Here is a 16,123-nt window from a genome sequence, read left to right as displayed (position 1 = left end):
GTGAACACGCACGAACCGCTCAGCCAGCCGGAGGTGCAGGGCTTCGCCGCCCTGGCCGCCCGGCTGGCCGACAACGTCAACGCGGTCGTGCTGGGTAAGCCGCAGGTGGTGCGGCTGGCGCTGACCGCGCTGTTCGCGCAGGGGCACGTGCTGCTGGAGGACGTACCGGGCGTCGGCAAGACCACGCTGGCGCGGGCGATCGCGGCGACGGTGAAGGGGCAGTGGCGGCGGATCCAGTTCACGCCGGACCTGCTTCCCTCCGACGTGTCAGGGGTGACCATCTTCAACCAGGCCAGCCGGGGTTTCGAGTTCCACCCGGGGCCGGTGTTCGCCAACATCGTGATCGCCGACGAGATCAACCGGGCGTCGCCGAAGACGCAGTCGGCGCTGCTTGAGGTGATGGAGGAGCGGACCGTCACAGTGGACGGCGTACGGCACCCGGTGCCGCAGCCGTTCCTGGTGGTGGCCACGCAGAACCCGGTGGAGATGGACGGCACCTACCGGCTGCCCGAGGCGCAGCTCGACCGGTTCCTGGTGAAGCTCTCGGTCGGCTACCCGGACGAGGCGGTCGAGGTGGAGGTGCTGCGCGGCGCCACGGTCCGCTCCCCCGACTCGCTGAGCCCGGTCACCGACACCGCCACCGTGGGCGAGATGGTGAAGATGGCCCGGCGGGTGCACATCGCCGAGCCGCTCTACGCGTACGCGGTGCGGCTGGCCGCGGCGACGCGTACCCATGCGCAGGTGCGGGTCGGGGTGAGCCCGCGCGGGGTGATCGCGCTGACCCGCGCGGCGTGCGCGTACGCGCTGATCGACGGCCGGGGCTGGATCATGCCGGAGGACCTGAAGGCGCTCGTCGAACCGGTGTTCGCGCACCGGCTGCTGCTCACCCCCGACGCGCAGGTGCGCGGCGTCACGCCCGCCGAGGTGCTGCGCCAGGCGGTCGCGTCGGTGCCGGTGCCGCTGCCGACGGGCCAGGCCACAGCGGTGCACGGCTGAGCGTGGGGATCACCGCCCGTGGGGTCGGGTTACTTGTCGCCGCCCTGGTGCTGCTCGGCGTGGGGTTCCGGTACGCGTACCCGGAGCTGACTGTGCTCGGCGCGGCGGCCGGGGTGGCGGTCGGCTACGCCGTGGTGAACGCGGCCTGGCGGCCCCGGCTGAGCGTGGCGCGGCGGGCCGACCCGGACCGGGTGGCCCGGGGTGAGCCGGCGGCGATGGAGCTGACGGTGCGCAACACCGGCCGGCTGCGCGCGGCGAACCTGGTGGCCGAGGACCGCTGCGCCGGGGCGCTGGTGCCGGTGCCGCTGCTGCGGTTGCGTCCGGGCCGGGACACCGTGGTGCGGTACGACGTGCCGACGCAGCGGCGTGGGGTGGTGCCGGTGGGGCCGCTGCGGGTGGTGCGCCGGGATCCGCTGGGCCTGGTGGCGCTGGCGCGCGGCTACGGCGGCACCGTGCCGGTGTGGGTGCACCCGCGCATCCATCCCCTCTCCGCGGTGCCCACCGGCGCGGGGCGCAGCCTGGACGGGCGCACCGACAGCGTGCCGCACGGGTCGATCACGTTCGACTCGCTGCGGGAGTACGTGGTGGGCGACGAGTTGCGCCGCGTGCACTGGCGCACCAGCGCCCGGGTGGGTGAGCTGATGGTGCGGGAGAACGTGGACACCAGCCTGCCGCGCCTGGTGGTGGTGCTGGACAACCGGGCGTCGGCGCATCCCGGCCGTTCCGGTGGCGTCGCGGAGTCGTTCGAGTCGGCGTGCGAGGCGGCGGCGTCGGTGGTGGCCGCCGCCGTGCGGGAGGACCTGCCGGTGCACCTGCTGCTCGTCGTACCCGCCGAGGTGGAGCCCGCCGGAGCGGCCGGGCCGCTGGACCGGCTGGCCGCCGTGGACCTGGCGGACGCCGGGCCGGACGTGCTGCCCGCCGCGACCGGGCGGCTGCGCCGGGACCGGCTCGGCGACACGCTCGTCTTCCTGACCGGGCCGGGTGGCCGCGACGACCTGGGGCACGTGGGCGCGTTGCGCGGCGCGTACCCCTCGGTGGTGGTGGGGATGTTCGGCGCGGACGGGCCGACGGCGGCCGGCGCGGCGGGCCTCACCGTGCTGGACGCGGCCGACGGCGCGGCGTTCGCCGCCGAGTGGGACGGGGTCCGCCGGTGGTGACGCCGCCGCGCAGCGGCGCGGCGGCGGCGCGCGCGGTCCGGGTGTTGCGGGCCGTGCCCGTGCCGGCCGCGTTGGTCGTGCTGGTCGCGCTCTCCGGCGTGGTGCTGGGCCGGGTGTACGCGGACCCGCTGCCGACCCGGCTGATGGCCGGTGCGGCAATCGGTTCGGTGCTGGTCAGCGTGGCCGCGCGGCGGCTGCCGTCCTGGCTGGTGGCGCCGCTGTCGGTGGCCGCGCTGACCGGGTGGACGCTCCTGTCGCTGCGGCTGGCCGCCGCGCACGCGGCGCTGCCGGGCGGGCTCGGCGAGGTGGCCGCCGACGCGGCCCGCAACGCGATCCCCCGGCTGCTCACCGCGATGATCCCGGTCGAGCCGACACCGGACACGGTCCTGGTACCGGTGGTCGCGGCCTGGCTGGCCGGGCTGACCGCCGCCGAGGTGGCGTTGCGGGCCGGGCGGGTGCTGCTGGGCTACCTGCCGCCGGCGCTGCTCTACGCCGGTGCGCTCTACGTGGTCGGGCCGAACGCGGATCCGGCGATCGGCCCGACCGTGCTGTTCGCGGCGGTCGCGGCGGCCGGCCTGGCGACGCCCGGACGCCGCGACCGCCCGGCACCCGATCCGGTCGCCGGTCTGACCCCTGCGGTACGCGCGGCGGTGCGCCTGCGGCTGGCGGCGGCGAGCGCGGCCGGGCTGGCGGTGGTGGTGGCGCTGGCGGCGCTGCTCGCCCCGGTGGTGGCCGCCCAGGTCGACGAGCGGCCGGTCGACCCGCGCCGCTACGTGGAGCCGCCGCGGGTGGAGTCGCTGGACGAGAACCCGCTGATCCGGATCTCCGGGTGGGCGCTGAACCCGGACCAGCGGCTGCTCGACGTGCGCACCGTCGCGGGTGCCGGCGAGGGCGGGCCGCCGCGGATCCGGCTGGCGGTGCTCAGCGACTACGACGGGGTGACCTGGCGGGTCGGGGCCACGTACCGCAACGCGGGGCGGATCCTGCCCGCCGCCGAGCCGCCCCCGGGCACGGGCACCGACGAGGTGCGCCAGCAGATCACCGTCGGCGACCTGACCGGGCGGCTGCTGCCGGCGGTGCCCACGCCGCGCGAGGTGACCGGCGCGCGGGTGGCGTACGACCCGGCGACCGGGACGCTGATCCGGCCGGAAGGGCTCGCGCCCGGGCTGCGGTACGAGGTGTCCTCGATTCGGGAGCGCCCGGATGTGAACCTGCTGAGCACGGCGAACGTGCCCGCCGGTGACGAGGTGGCCCGGGTGCTGCGGGTGGCCGACGGGGCGCCGGAGCCGCTGCGACGGCTCGCCACCCAACTCGCCGAGTCGAACGGCGCCCCGTACGCGCGCGCCGACGCGATCGCCACGTTCCTGGCCGAGCACTACCGGGTGACAGCTGACGCGCCCAGCGGGCACGCGTACCCGAACTTGGCGTTCTTCCTGTTCGGACCGCGCAACGGCGGCGGGCAACGGGGCACCTCGGAGCAGTTCGCCGCCGCGTTCGCGGTGCTCGGCCGCCTCGCCGGCCTGCCGACCCGGGTGGTGGTCGGGTTCGAGCCGAGGGGCGACGGGCCGGTGCGGGCCGCCGACGCGTACGCCTGGCCGGAGGTGCTGTTCGACGGCGTCGGCTGGGTGCCGTTCGACCCGATGCCGCGCCCGGACTCCGAGCCCCGCCCGGTGGAGGAGGACTTCCGGCCGAAGCCGGAGGATCCGCCGCCGTCGGAGGTGCCCGCGCCCACCGAGGAGCCGAGCGCCACGCCCCCGGCCGCCGCGCCCGCCCCCGGCCGGGACGAGAGCGGGCTCGGTACGCCGCTGCTGGTCGTCGACGGCGTCGGCGGGCTGGCGTTGCTGGTCGGCGCGGTGCTGGCGGTGCTGTACGCGATGCGCCGCCGGCTGACCCGCTCCCGCCTCGAGGCCGGTGACCCGCAGGCGCGGGTCGCGGGCGCGTGGCGGGAGCTGACGGACGCGCTGCGCCTGGCCGGGCACCCGGTCGGGCCGGACCTGACGGCGGCCGAGGTGGCCGAGCGGGCCCGCCGGACGCTCGCCGATGCCCGCGCGGCCCGATCCAGAGGGAACGCGGCCGAGCCCACGGACCGGATCAGGGACGGCGCGGCCGGGCTCACGGACCGGGCCGGGGACGGCACGGCGGCCGGCGGTCCGGACGAGTCGGCGGTCGACGAGCTGGCCGCCCTGCTCAACCAGGCAGGCTTCGCGCCGGGCAGTGTGACGCCGGAACAGGCGGAGCGGGCCGCGCGGCTGAGTCAGGGCTTCGGCGATACGCTGCGGGCGGCGCGGTCGCGGTGGGGCCGGCTGCTGTGGACGGTCCACCCGGGGCCGCTGCGGTGGCGCCGCTGACGGGCCCGGCCGGGCGTACGGCGGCCGGCCGGATGCGGCCCGCCGCCGGGTGCGACCCGCCGTACCCGGGAATCCGCAGTGACGGGCCGGCTCAGCGGTCGGCGGCGCGCAGCTTGCGGACGAGTTTGCGCAGCCCGGCCTGCCAGCCGTCCGGATCCTCGGCGCGGCGGCGGGCGTAGTCGGCCACCTCCGGGTGCGGCAGGATCAGGAACCGCTCCTCGGCCAGCCCGGCGATCACCGAGTCGGCGACCTGGTCCGCTGTGAGGATCGTCCCGGACGCGGCGATCACCCGGGCGCCCAGATGCCCCTCGGCGAGGCCGTCGGCGAGCATCGGGGTGTCCACGCCCTGCGGGCACAGCGCGCTGACCCGGATCCCGGCGTCCCGGTAGGTGACCGCCAGCCATTCGGCGAGGCCCACGGCGGCGTGCTTGGTGGCGGTGTAGGGGGCGTCGCCGACCGCGGTGAGCACACCCGCCGCCGAGCAGGTGAGCAGCAGGTGGCCCTGGCCCCGGCGGAGCATGCCGGGCAGCACCGCGCGGGCGCTGTGCACGTGCCCGAGCACGTTCACCCGCCAGGCCCGGTCCCAGTCCGCGTCGGGCGCGTCGATGCCGCCGCCGGTGGCCACGCCGGCGTTGGCGCAGAACAGGTCGATCCGGCCGTGGCGGCGCTCGGTCTCCTCGACGAGGGCGCGTACCGCCGCCTCGTCGGTGACGTCGAGCCCGACCCCTTCGGCCACCGGGCCGATCGCCTCGGCGGTGGCGCGGGCCGCGTCGGCGGCCAGGTCGGCCAGGACGACAGTGGCGGCGCCCTCGGCGGCGAACCGGCGGCCCAGCGCCGCACCGATCCCGCCGGCCCCGCCGGTGATCACCACAACCCGGTCGGTCAGGTTCATCTCAGGCCACCTTCCCGGGGGCGAGCCGGGGCAGCAGGTCCATCCAGGCCGCCGCGCCACCCTCGGTGATCTCGGGCGTGGGAAGCACCGCGACCACCGGCACGTCCACGCCGTTGTCGGCGTAGCGGCGGACGGCGGCCACGCACTGCTCGGGTGAGCCGTGCGGCACCAGCGCGTCGACCACCTCGTCCGGTACGGCGGCGGAGGCGCCCCGCCGGTCGCCCGCCGCCCACGCCTGCCACATCGGGCCGAGCGAGTCCTCGCGGCCCAGCCACCTGTGGAACGCGGCGTACGCGGGGACGGTGAGGTATCCGGTGATCATGCGACGGCCCAGCGCGCGGGCGTACGTGGCGTCCTCGGTCGGGCAGACGAAGATGCGGGCGGCGACCTCGAAGCCGGGCCGGCGCTCGCCCACCTCGGCCAGTGCTGTCGGCACGTCGTCGGCGGCCAGCCAGTTGAGGATCACCCCGTCGGCCTCGGCGGCGGCCAGGCGCAGCATGCCGGGGCGCAACGCGGCCAGCACGACCGGCGGCGGCACGGCGGGCGGGCGTTCCAGCGTGAACTTGCGGACGGCGAACGTGTCGAACGCGCCGTCGACTGTCTCGCCGCGCAACGCGGCCCGCAGGAACCGCAGCACGTCCCGGGTGCGCTTGAACGGCTCGTCGAACTCGATCGCGTTCCAGTCCCGCACCAGCACCGGCGACGACGCGCCGACGCCGAGCGCGAAGCGGCCCGGCGCGGCCTCGGCCAGCGCGGCGGCGCTCATCGCGAGCAGTCCCGGCCCGCGGGTGAACACCGGCGTGATCGCGGTGCCCAGCCGCAGCCGCGGCGACCAGGCCGCGGCCAGGGCCAGCGGGGTGAACGCGTCCGCGCCGGCCACCTCCGACGACCACACGTCGGTGAACCCGGCGTCGTCGAGGGCCGCGTAGACGGCGGCGTGGTCGGCGAGCGGGATGCCGCCCAGCGGCACGGTCATGCCCCATCGGTTCGTCACCCGTCGATCGTGCCCGTCCGGCACCGCCGGGAGCAAGATCCAGGCCGATATGGGCGATCGGGCGGCGACGCCGGTCCCGCACGCCGCACCCGGGCTACGATCCGCGCGTGACCTTCTCGCTCGTCGCCCGCTCCGCCGACGGGCTCCTGCACGGCGTCGTCGTGGCCAGCCGGTTCCTCGCCGCCGGGGCGCTGGTGCCGGCGGCTGAGGCGCAGGTGGGAGCGGTCGCCACCCAGGCGCACGCCAACCTCGCCTACCGGTCGCAGGCGCTCGCGCTGCTGCGTACCGGCGTCAGCGCCACCGACGCGGTGGCCGGGCTGGTGGCCGCCGACCCCGGCCGCGACGACCGGCAGCTCGCCGTGGTCGGGGCGGCCGGCGACGGGGCGACCTGGACCGGGCCGCGCTGCCACCCGTGGGCCGGTGGGCAGGCCGGCGACGGCTGGGCCGCGCAGGGCAACATCCTGAGCGGGCCACAGGTGATCGACGCGCTGCGCGACGCCTGGCTGGCCCGCGTGGATCTGCCGTTCCCGCAACGCCTGCTGGCCGCGCTCATCGCCGGTGACCAGGCCGGCGGCGACCGGCGCGGCCGGCAGAGCGCGGCGATGCTCGTGGTGCGGCGCCACGGCGGTTACGCCGGCACCGGCGACGAGCTGGTGGACCTGCGCGTGGACGACCACGTGGACCCGGTCTCCGAGCTGAGCCGCCTGCTCGGCATCCACCACATGCTGTTCGGCCGCCCCGACCCGGCCTCGCTGCGTGACCTCGCCGGTCCGCTCGCGGCCGAGGTGGCGGAGCTGCTCGCCGCCACCGGCCACCCGGTCGGCCCGGCCGGCCTGGACGACGCGCTGGCGGCCTGGAGCGGCCTGGAGAACCTGGAGGAACGCTTCGTGCCCGGCCGGATCGACCCGATCGTGCTGGCGCACCTGCGGCGCTGCGCGGCGCGCTGAGCCCGGTCAGCCGCCGAAGGCCAGCCGGCCGATGCCCGCCCGCGCCAGCTGGGCGCGCTCGTCGCCGGTGAGCGGCAGCCGACCGGTGGCCTTGCGCAGCACGGTCAGCGCGTCCCAGCTCAGGCCCGGCGGCACCGGCACGCCGCCGGTGAGCACCCCGACCACCACGTCCGCCGCGGCCGGGGTCAGCCACGGCGGCCGGTCCAGCGCGTCGGCCAGGTCCAGGCCGTGCACCGCGACCTCCACCACACGGGTACGCAGGAACTCCGCCAGCGCCATCGCGTCACCGTGCCGGGTGCGTACCACCCGGCCCGGCGGCGCGACGGCGACCGCCTCGCCGGTGGCCCGCCAGGCCCGGCCGAACTCCCCGGCAACGGCGGCCGCGCCCGGGTGCTCCCGCGCCGCCCGCCGCGCGGACTCGACGCGGTCGAGGTCGACCGGCGGGCTGAACTTGGCCGCGCCGAAGTAGGCGGCCGCGTCGACCTCGGCCCGGGGCGGCGCGGGCTCGGCGAGCATCCCCGCCAGGCGTCCGGCTCCGGTGCTCACGTGCGCGACCAGGTCCCGTACCGACCAGGGCGGGCACGGCGTGGGCCGGTCCAGCGCGGCGTCGTCCAGGTCGCGCAGCACCCGTTCCAGGCGCTCGCACTCGGACCGGAACGCCGCCGGTACGTCGCTCACGGCGGGTCAGCCCTTCCAGCGGGGCACCAGCCGGTGCACCACGACCAGCACCAGCGCGGCCACCACGGCGATCGTGCCGCCGATGCCGGCCGCGCTGCCCGCGTACCCGACGAACAGCGGACGGCGGCCGAGCGCCTCGACCGGGACGGTGGAGCGGTCGACCAGCCAGGAAAGCGCCACCGCGCAGGCCAGCAGGGCCACCACGCCGATGCCGCCGAGCACGGCGCCGGCCACCCGGTGCGCGTCGCCCGGCTCGACCACCGCCTGCTCCCGCTGGAAGAACAGCAGCACCAGTCCGGCGACCGCGGCCCAGGCGCCGACCACCAGGTACGCGGCGACCGCGTCGCTGGGCCGGTGCCAGCCGGCGGAGAGCGTGGCGACGCCGGCGGCGGCGGCGTACCCGGCGCCGAGGAACGCCCCGGCCGCCCGCACCTTGCGCGGCAGCACCAGGATCAGCGCGATCGCCACCGAGGCCGCCACGGCGGTGTGCCCGCTGGGCAGGCTGTTGCCGGCGGCGGCCCGTTCCGGGTCGATGCCGAAGTCGGGCCGGACCAGGTAGTGCTTGAGCAGTTGCGTGGTCACGTTCGCGCCGGCGATCAGCAGCGTCGCGGTGACGGCGAGCGCCTTGCGGCCCCGGATCAGCGCGATGAAACCGATCACGGCGGTCGCGGCCAGCAGCGACACCACCGACATGGCGTTGAGGATCGTGTCCACCGGACCGTCGATGCGGTCCTGGCCGATCCGGTTGCCGGTCAACGCCACCGTGTCCAGCCACTGCCCCAGTTCGGTGTGTACGGCGAAGCGCCACACCAGCCCGAACGCGGCTGTCTGGAGTAGGGCCAGTACGACCAACCAGACCGCCGTCCAACCCCTCGCCGTCTCACGCACCCGGACAACTTAACGGTAGGTCCGCTCCGGCGCGCGGCGGAGCGCCAGCGGCGGCGGCGTACGGTGAGGCGGGCGATGTGAGGAGGTGGGCCGTGACCGGCACGCCAGGGCCGCGACCGGAGGGCGAGCCCCGGCCGGAGTCGCTGGCCGACCTGCTCGGCGGCCGGCGCGGGGCGGTGGACGCGACGCTTCCCGCGCTGGCGTTCGGGCTCGGCTGGGCGCTCGGCGGGCTGGGCGGCGGCGTGCTCGCGGCGGTGCTGACCGGCACGGCGGTGGCCGGCTGGCGGTGGCGACGCGGCGACCGGCCCCGCTCGGTGCTGGTCGGGCTGCTCGCGGTCTGCGTGGCCGCGCTGATCGCGTTGCGGACCGGCCGGGCCGCCGACTTCTTCCTGCTCCAGATCGCCGCCAACGCGGCGAGCGCGCTGGCCTGGGCGGTGAGCATCGTGGTGCGGTGGCCGCTGCTGGGTGTGGTGGTCGGCACGGCGCTGGGCCAGCGGACCCGGTGGCGGCGCGACCCGGCGCTGCTGCGGGCGTACGGCCGGGGCAGCTGGGTGTGGACCGCCAGCTACGTGCTGCGCGTCGCGGTGTTCGTGCCGCTGTGGCTGTCCGGGCAGGTGGTCGCGCTGACGGTGGCGCGGGCGGCGCTGACCTGGCCGCTGATCGCGGCGGCGCTGGCGGGGAGCTGGGTGGTGATCCGGCGCTCACTGCCGGCCGGGCATCCGGGGCTGCGGCACCCGATGGACACGGACCGTAGAGCGCCGCGCACAGAATAATGGAGAGGCCGCCACGGGGGGAGCGGCCTCTCCGTCAAATACGTTACTCCGTCCACGGCCCGGATGTGATCCCTGGACCGCTGAATTTCGCGTGCCTTTTCGCGCCATGGGTCGTCGCCGGGCGGAGTGGTGGGCCGGCCGGTCCGCTGCGTCGGCCGGACGGCCGGCCCACCCGGCCTGACCGTGGGCGTCAGGCCGTTCGCCGACCCGGCCGCTCCGTTCCCCCATCGGCCGGGTCGGCCTCCTCCGCGGGCGGGCTCGCGCCCGCCCGCGGAGGAGGGGTCACCTCACCCCTGCGGGAAGTAGGTGCCGTAGTCGGCGTACGCCATGGCGATGTCCGCCTGCGCCCAGAACCGGTGGTAGTTGAAGACCGGCTCGGGACCGCCGTTCAGGTACGCCTGCACCTTCGGCCAGTCCGGGTCGTTCTTGTAGAACGACCGGATGTCCAGGAAGCTCTTGCCCGGGGCGATCGCGTCGCCGTTGGGCATCTTCCCGGTCCAGCCGTTGGGCACGTAGAGACCCTGGCCGTCGGCGGCGTTGTAGACGTCGTCGAAGCGCTTGTAGTCGCCGCGCTTCTCCGGCGTCGAGACGCCCTTGCTGTCGGCGGACGCCGAGAGCGCGTCCAGCAGGCCCTTGGCGGTGTCCTTCGCCGCGGTGTTGCCGGACTTGGCCGCGTACGCGATGAGCGTGCGGGCGTAGGCGCCGGCGACGCCGACGTCCTGGCCCTTGACCGTCACCTCGACGTGCAGGTTGGTGTTCGGCTGCGGGCTGCTCGGGTTCCAGTTGGCCGGCTGGCCCGTCCACTTCATGTCCGACGGGATCGACCAGTTGGTGCCGACGGTGGTGTTGGCGATCGCCCACGGCACCCATTTGTCCAGCAGCGCCTTGGCCTTCGCGTTGCCGGTCTCCAGGTAGAGCTCGGCGATGCGCTGCATCGACCAGGCCTGCATGCCGAACCACTGGTTCGACGGCGGGTCGTTGTAGACCGGGTCGACGTCGTAGAACATGCCGTAGAAGGTGGCGGTGCCGGCCGGCGGCTGGGCGTAGCTGCCGTCCCAGCTGTTGGTGGCGCCACCGGCGATGCCGCCCTCGGCGGACTGGAGCCAGGTGTAGAACTCCAGCTGCCGGTCGAGGCTCTTCTGCCAGTCGGAGACCGCGGTCGGCGACTTCGGCTTCAGCTCCGCGACGTTCGTCATCGCCCAGGCCGCGAACGGGTTCTGGTAGCCGAAGTGGCTGTGGCTGGAGCCGATCCGCCACGACCAGTTCTGCGAGGCGTCGTACGCGCCGCCCCAGGCGTAGTACCAGGAGAGCAGGTAGTGCGCCGAGTCACGGCCGCTGCCGGCCGGGCAGGTGCTCGCCCCGACGCAGTTGCCGATCTTCTTGAAGTACTTGTCGAACAGCGCGTAACGCAGGTAGTCGCCCATCTTGGCGGCCTTGGCCACGGTGGCCGCGACGTCGGCCTGCTTACCCTGCGCCTTGGCCCAGGTCAGCGCCCAGTAGGCGGCCTGGACGGCACGCGCGTCGGCGTCCGGGGCGTTTGTGTACTTCCACTGCTTGGCCGGGGCGCTGGACTCCTTGACGAACAGGTCCAGGTAGCCGTTCGGACCGCCGTGCTTGAACGTGTCGCAGGACGGCTGCGGCACGGTCTCCCACACCGACTCCTGGGTGCCCCGCTGGAACGTGTTGATGTACGCGGGCCGCGTGGTGCCGTCACCGCAGCGGCCGAAGCCGTAGGTGTTGTCCACGTCCAGCAGCCAGTGCATGCCGTAGATGTCACCGGTGCCGTAGGTGGACTGCAGCTCCGAGCGCAGCGGGTCCTGGCCGACCGGGACGCTGGCCTCCAGCGCCGACGGGTACTGGCTGGGCAGGTTGTGCTCGGCGGCGTACTGCGGGGTGCCGGGCGAACCGGCAGTGGCCTGGTCGGCGTGCGACGGGATGATGTACTTTTCCATCACCGTCCAGGCGTTGTTGAACGGGGCCCAGTTCTGGGTGACCCGGCCGTACTGCGCCTCCAGCCAGAGCCAGAAGCTGAACGCCTCCGAGGTGGTCTCGTGGCCGTGGTCGGGCGCCTCGACGATGAGCGTCTCGATCGAGTGGTACGGCACGCCCTCGGGGCTGAAGTAGCCCGAGTTCTTGATCTTGCCGTACTGGTCGAGGAACTTCTTGATGTAGGCGTTGTCGCCGCCGGGGGTGTCGTTGTCCGCCTCGGTGGCCACGACGGAGATCGGCGCGTAGCCGGTGGCCGACGCGGTGATCGTGGCGGTGCCGCCGACCGTGTCGGCGTCCTCCGCGGCGGAGACCGTCGCGGTGACGCCGGTGCTCCAGTTGCTCGGGGTGAGCGTCAGCGTGGACGGCGAGACGGTGATGTCGCTGTCGCCGGTGACGGCGAGGGTCACCGGGACGTTGGCGGTGGGTGCCGCGCTGAGCGTGTACCGGACCGTGGCGCTGCCGCCCTCGGACACGGTGACCGCCGACGGGCTGGCGACCAGCTTCGGCCCGCTCGCCGCGGTCACTGTGAACGACTTCTCCGAGACCGCCGTGCCGCCCGCGTTGTCGTACGCCTTGGCCTGCACCGTGTAGCTGCCGGCCGGCAGGTCGAGCAGGTCGTAACCGTACGGCGCGGTGGTGTCGGTGTTGACGAGCAGGCCGTTGCGGTAGAACTCGACCTTGCTGATGGTGCCGTCGGTGTCGCTCGCGGTCGCGGTCAGCGGGACGTCCGCCGGCGCCTCGAACGGGCCGGCCGGCACGCTCAGGGAGACCGTCGGCGGCTGGTTGGTCTGCGCGCCGTTGCAGGCGACCCCGTTGAGGGTGAACGCGGTGGGCTTCGGGTTGCTGCCGCTGTAGCTGCCGTTGAAGCCGATGCTGGTGGACGCGCCGGTGGGCAGGCTGCCGTTCCACGACTCGTTCGTCGCGGTGACCTCGCTGCCGGACTGGCTCCACCGGGCCGACCAGCCCTGAACCACGCGCTGGCTGCTGTTCGGGAAGGCGAACTTCAGCGACCAGTTGTTCAGCGCGTCACCCAGGTTCTTGATGGTGACGTTGGCGGTGAACCCGTTGTTCCAGTCGGTCGTCGCATAGGTCACGTCGCAGGCGGGCGCGGCCTGTGCGGCGCCCGCGGGCAGGGCCACCCCGCCTATGACGAGGGCGGTGGCGGCGACCATCGCCGTACGGCGACGTCTGGCCAGAAGTCTCATGTGGGCGGTGTCTCCTCGGACCGGGCCGGGACCTCGGGGCCCCGGCAGGGCGCCTCCACGCGACGACGGGCGTACGCGGGGGGACGGAGGCGTCCGGAAAGGTGGTCGTCCCGGCCGTGCCGGGGATCGGGGCGCCGCACCGGTTCGTCACCGGGTGCCCTCGGCGGCCCGCGCTCGCGTTCACTGGCTCCGCGCTGCGTGACGAGAGTGTGACATGGAAGCGCTCCCACCACAACGGCCAGGGCAGATACGCGCTTCCATGTTTCGATCTCGTTTAGGGTCTTTTCCAAACCCGTGACGAGCGTTACAGTCGCAGCATCGCCGATGGGAGCGCTTCCATCGACGGAGATATAAGTACTGGATCGCCGGGTACACCCGTGCCCGGCGCGTCGGCCCAGAGGCCGACGGCGGACCAGCCCGGACGCCGCCGCCGGCCGCCACCCGCCAGACGGAGGGAGGTGGAACCAGAGCCACTCGCGTGGCCCGGCTCCCGCGCGACGCGCACGACGGACGCCAATTCCACTTCGTGCGTGTGTGCACCATCGGTGGGGACGGGGGTTGCCCTCCCCCGTCCCCACACTAAACCCCCGTTGTCGACGGCAAAAGAGGCCGACGGGACAGGCGTGACACGCCACCCGGACGGCCTTTCGCGCTATCCGCCCCATCCCTCGCCGCTCACGCCGCCGCGAGCGACGTTCCCGAGCGACGCCCCCGCCCACCCCACACCCTTCCGGCCGCCCGCCGGCCGCGCCGCATCCTCGCCGCGACCGCCGGATCGGGGCCGGCCGCCCCTGGCTATGCTGGGAGCGCTCCCGGCCCTGGGCGGCCCGTCACTCCGAGGAGAAGCCTCATGTCGTTACTCACCCGACGGCGCCTGCTCCGCCGCGCCGCCCTCTCCGCGACCGCGGCCGGCGCGGCCCGGACCGGGCTCGCCGGCGCCACCGCGGCCGGGGTCGCCGCGTCGACAGTCGCGCTCGGCGGCTGCGACAGCCGGCCCGAGCGCACCACCGACCCGGAGCCGGATCGCGGGCTGCGCTTCCCGGACGGCTTCGGCTGGGGGGCGGCGACCTCGGCGTACCAGATCGAGGGGGCCGCGAAGGAGGACGGGCGGGGTGAGTCCGTCTGGGACACCTTCAGCCACACGCCGGGCCGCACCCGCAACGGCGACACCGGCGACGTCGCGGCCGACCACTACCACCGGTACGCCCAGGATCTGGACCTGATGCGCGAGCTGGGGCTGCGCAGCTACCGGTTCTCCATCTCCTGGCCGCGCATCCAGGCCGACGGCTCCGGCCGCCCCAACCAGCGCGGCCTCGACTTCTACCGCCGCCTGGTGGACGGGCTGCACGAGCGCGGCATCGCGCCGATGGCCACGCTGTTCCACTGGGATCTCCCCCAGGCTCTGCAGGACGCCGGCGGCTGGGAGAACCGGGACACCGCCGAGCGCTTCGCCGAGTACTCCGACGTGGTGTTCCGCGCCCTCGGCGACCAGGTGCCGGTCTGGCTGACCATCAACGAGCCGAAGACTGTGGTGCAGAACGGCTACATCTGGGGCCACCACGCGCCGGGCATCCGCGACGAGGACGCGGCGTATCTGGTCGCCCACCACCTCCAGCTCGCCCACGGCCTCGCCGTGCGGGCGCTGCGCGCCTCCGGCGTCACCGGCCGGATCGGCCCGGCGCTCAACCTGCACCCCTGCTACCCGGCCGACGACTCGGCCGAGTCGGCCGCCGCGACCCGGCTCCACGACGGCTACGAGAACCGCCTCTACCTCGACTCGATCTTCAAGGGCGCGTACCCGGAGGACGTGCTGGACGACCTCGGCCCGGACAGCCGGATGGCGCGCGGCGTCCGCGACGGCGACCTGAAGATCATCTCCAGCCCGGTCGACCTGCTCGCCGTGCAGTACTACACGCCGCTCTACGTCACCGGCACCCGCGACACGGTCCGCAAGTGGCCCACCTCCGAGGCGGAGTGGCAGCAGATCTACCCGGAGGGCATGTACGACATCCTGACCCGGGTCACCCGCGACTACGGCCGGGTGCCGATCACCATCACCGAGAACGGCCTGCCCTGCCCCGACGTGCCCGGTCCGGACGGCAACATCGACGACGCCGGGCGGGTCGCCTTCCTGCGCGACCACTTCGCCGCCGCCCACCGGGCCGTCGCCGACGGGGTGCCGCTGGAGAGCTACCACGTCTGGTCACTGCTTGACAACTTCGAGTGGGCCGAGGGGTACGAGCAGCGCTGGGGCCTGGTCTACGTGGACTACGCGAGCCAGCGACGGGTGCTCAAGCGCAGCGCCCACTGGTACCGCGACGTGATCCGCCGCAACGGCCTGTGACCCGGTGCGCGCCCGGCCGGCAGACCACCGGCCGGGCGCGCTCTCAGCGCGGCAGCGCCTGCTGGAGTTCGGCGCGCAACGCCGGGGTGAGCATCTCGCCCGCCTGCTTGGCCAGCCGCGCCATCTCGTAGCCGACCACGCCGATGTCGGCGTCCGCCCCGGCCAGCGTGGCCAGGATCGAGCCGTCCCGGATCTGCATCACCAGGAAGTAGCCGCGCCCCATCTCGACCACCGTCTGCTTGACGACGTCACCGTCGAACATCTGCGCCGCCCCGGCGGTGATGCTCATCAGGCCGGAGGTCACCGCGGCGAGCTTGTCCGCGTGGTCGCGGGGCAGGTGCGCCGAGATCGCCACCAGGAGCCCGTCGGAGGACACCACCACCGCGTGGGCCACCCCCGGAACACGCTCGGCGAACGCGTTCACCAGCCAGCTCAGGTCGCGTGCCTCCTGGCTCAACGTCGTCACTGTCGTCGCCCTCCTTCGTCGTGCGGCAGGTACATCTCGGTGGTCTCCTCGGCCTCGGCCCGCCGTACGCCGCTGTAGAGGCGCGACAGCATGCCGCCGACCGCCTCCGGATCCGGCTCGTGCCGCACCACCGGGCGGTCCGGACGCCCGGCCGGGGCGACCGAGGTGAGCTGGGCCATCGGCACGCGTACCGGCAGGCCCCGCTCGTTCGTCCCTCCGGTCACCGGCGTCGCCGCCGGGGCCGGCGTCACACCCGGCGCCGACGCGGCCGGTCCCTGCCGGCTGAACCAGCCGCCGCCCGCCGCGCCGGCGTCCGGCGTGAGCACGTCCTCGGCCCGTCCCGGCCGGGGAGGCGCTGCGAGCTGACTGTCGCCACCACCTACCACCTGGTGCGCACGCTCGCCTACGAGGGCTACGTGATCCGGCGCGAGGACGGGACGTACATA

General features: G+C 74.8%; 13 protein-coding genes and 1 pseudogene. 7 read left to right on the top strand and 7 right to left on the bottom strand.

All coding sequences use genetic code 11. From position 1 onward, the window contains the following. From AB0D28_RS16785 to AB0D28_RS16775, 3 genes are read left to right on the top strand one after another with little or no spacing between them, the layout of a single operon-like run. Positions 1 to 996 (top strand): MoxR family ATPase, encoded by a 996-nt coding sequence (locus tag AB0D28_RS16785; protein WP_357386619.1) that lies wholly within the window; start codon positions 1 to 3, stop codon positions 994 to 996. 2 nt (positions 997 to 998) lie between these two features. Continuing rightward, positions 999 to 2,153 carry a DUF58 domain-containing protein gene (locus AB0D28_RS16780; RefSeq protein ID WP_357386617.1) on the top strand — a complete coding sequence of 385 codons (1,155 nt, stop codon included), beginning with the start codon at positions 999 to 1,001 and terminating at the stop codon, positions 2,151 to 2,153. Further along, positions 2,147 to 4,501 (top strand): DUF3488 and transglutaminase-like domain-containing protein, encoded by a 2,355-nt coding sequence (locus tag AB0D28_RS16775; RefSeq protein WP_357386615.1) that lies wholly within the window; start codon positions 2,147 to 2,149, stop codon positions 4,499 to 4,501. The genes AB0D28_RS16780 and AB0D28_RS16775 overlap by 7 nt, the downstream gene beginning before the upstream one ends. Before the next feature lie 91 nt (positions 4,502 to 4,592). Here AB0D28_RS16775 and AB0D28_RS16770 read toward each other — a convergent pair whose 3' ends face one another. After that, positions 4,593 to 5,393 (bottom strand): SDR family oxidoreductase, encoded by an 801-nt coding sequence (locus AB0D28_RS16770; protein WP_357386613.1) that lies wholly within the window; start codon positions 5,391 to 5,393, stop codon positions 4,593 to 4,595. A gap of 1 nt (position 5,394) precedes the next feature. After that, positions 5,395 to 6,369: an LLM class F420-dependent oxidoreductase gene (locus AB0D28_RS16765; protein WP_357386741.1), complete on the bottom strand. Its 975-nt coding sequence runs from the start codon at positions 6,367 to 6,369 to the stop codon at positions 5,395 to 5,397. Positions 6,370 to 6,494: 125 nt separating this feature from the next. Between AB0D28_RS16765 and AB0D28_RS16760 the strand changes: the two genes are divergently transcribed. Then, entirely contained in the window at positions 6,495 to 7,334 is an 840-nt protein-coding gene (locus AB0D28_RS16760) for a DUF1028 domain-containing protein (protein ID WP_357386611.1), read from the top strand. A gap of 6 nt (positions 7,335 to 7,340) precedes the next feature. Here AB0D28_RS16760 and AB0D28_RS16755 read toward each other — a convergent pair whose 3' ends face one another. Further along, on the bottom strand, positions 7,341 to 8,012 hold the full coding sequence (locus tag AB0D28_RS16755) for a maleylpyruvate isomerase N-terminal domain-containing protein (RefSeq protein WP_357386609.1): 672 nt from the start codon (positions 8,010 to 8,012) through the stop codon (positions 7,341 to 7,343). A 6-nt stretch (positions 8,013 to 8,018) separates the two neighbouring features. After that, positions 8,019 to 8,900 carry a phosphatase PAP2 family protein gene (locus tag AB0D28_RS16750; RefSeq protein ID WP_357386607.1) on the bottom strand — a complete coding sequence of 294 codons (882 nt, stop codon included), beginning with the start codon at positions 8,898 to 8,900 and terminating at the stop codon, positions 8,019 to 8,021. A gap of 92 nt (positions 8,901 to 8,992) precedes the next feature. Here AB0D28_RS16750 and AB0D28_RS16745 point away from each other — a divergent pair, with 92 nt between their 5' ends. Next, positions 8,993 to 9,673 (top strand): DUF3159 domain-containing protein, encoded by a 681-nt coding sequence (locus AB0D28_RS16745; RefSeq protein ID WP_357386605.1) that lies wholly within the window; start codon positions 8,993 to 8,995, stop codon positions 9,671 to 9,673. Between the two features lie 287 nt (positions 9,674 to 9,960). Here the strand turns inward: AB0D28_RS16745 and AB0D28_RS16740 are convergent, their stop codons facing one another. After that, positions 9,961 to 12,858, bottom strand: coding sequence for a glycoside hydrolase family 48 protein (locus AB0D28_RS16740; protein WP_357386739.1), 2,898 nt, complete (start codon positions 12,856 to 12,858; stop codon positions 9,961 to 9,963). Positions 12,859 to 13,717: 859 nt separating this feature from the next. Here AB0D28_RS16740 and AB0D28_RS16735 point away from each other — a divergent pair. Then, positions 13,718 to 15,211: a GH1 family beta-glucosidase gene (locus tag AB0D28_RS16735; protein ID WP_357386603.1), complete on the top strand. Its 1,494-nt coding sequence runs from the start codon at positions 13,718 to 13,720 to the stop codon at positions 15,209 to 15,211. A gap of 43 nt (positions 15,212 to 15,254) precedes the next feature. Here the strand turns inward: AB0D28_RS16735 and AB0D28_RS16730 are convergent, their stop codons facing one another. Together AB0D28_RS16730 and AB0D28_RS16725 are read right to left on the bottom strand one after the other, a co-directional pair. Beyond that, entirely contained in the window at positions 15,255 to 15,668 is a 414-nt protein-coding gene (locus AB0D28_RS16730) for a roadblock/LC7 domain-containing protein (RefSeq protein WP_196806755.1), read from the bottom strand. A gap of 5 nt (positions 15,669 to 15,673) precedes the next feature. After that, positions 15,674 to 15,808, bottom strand: coding sequence for a hypothetical protein (locus AB0D28_RS16725; protein ID WP_357386601.1), 135 nt, complete (start codon positions 15,806 to 15,808; stop codon positions 15,674 to 15,676). A 219-nt stretch (positions 15,809 to 16,027) separates the two neighbouring features. Here AB0D28_RS16725 and AB0D28_RS16720 point away from each other — a divergent pair. Continuing rightward, positions 16,028 to 16,123: pseudogene (locus AB0D28_RS16720) on the top strand (IclR family transcriptional regulator); the annotation flags it as partial.

Origin of the sequence: Micromonospora sp. NPDC048169, from assembly GCF_040652815.1 — a bacterium.
In the GTDB taxonomy this organism is placed as follows: domain Bacteria; phylum Actinomycetota; class Actinomycetes; order Mycobacteriales; family Micromonosporaceae; genus Micromonospora.
This window is presented reverse-complemented; position numbering and strand designations above follow the sequence as displayed.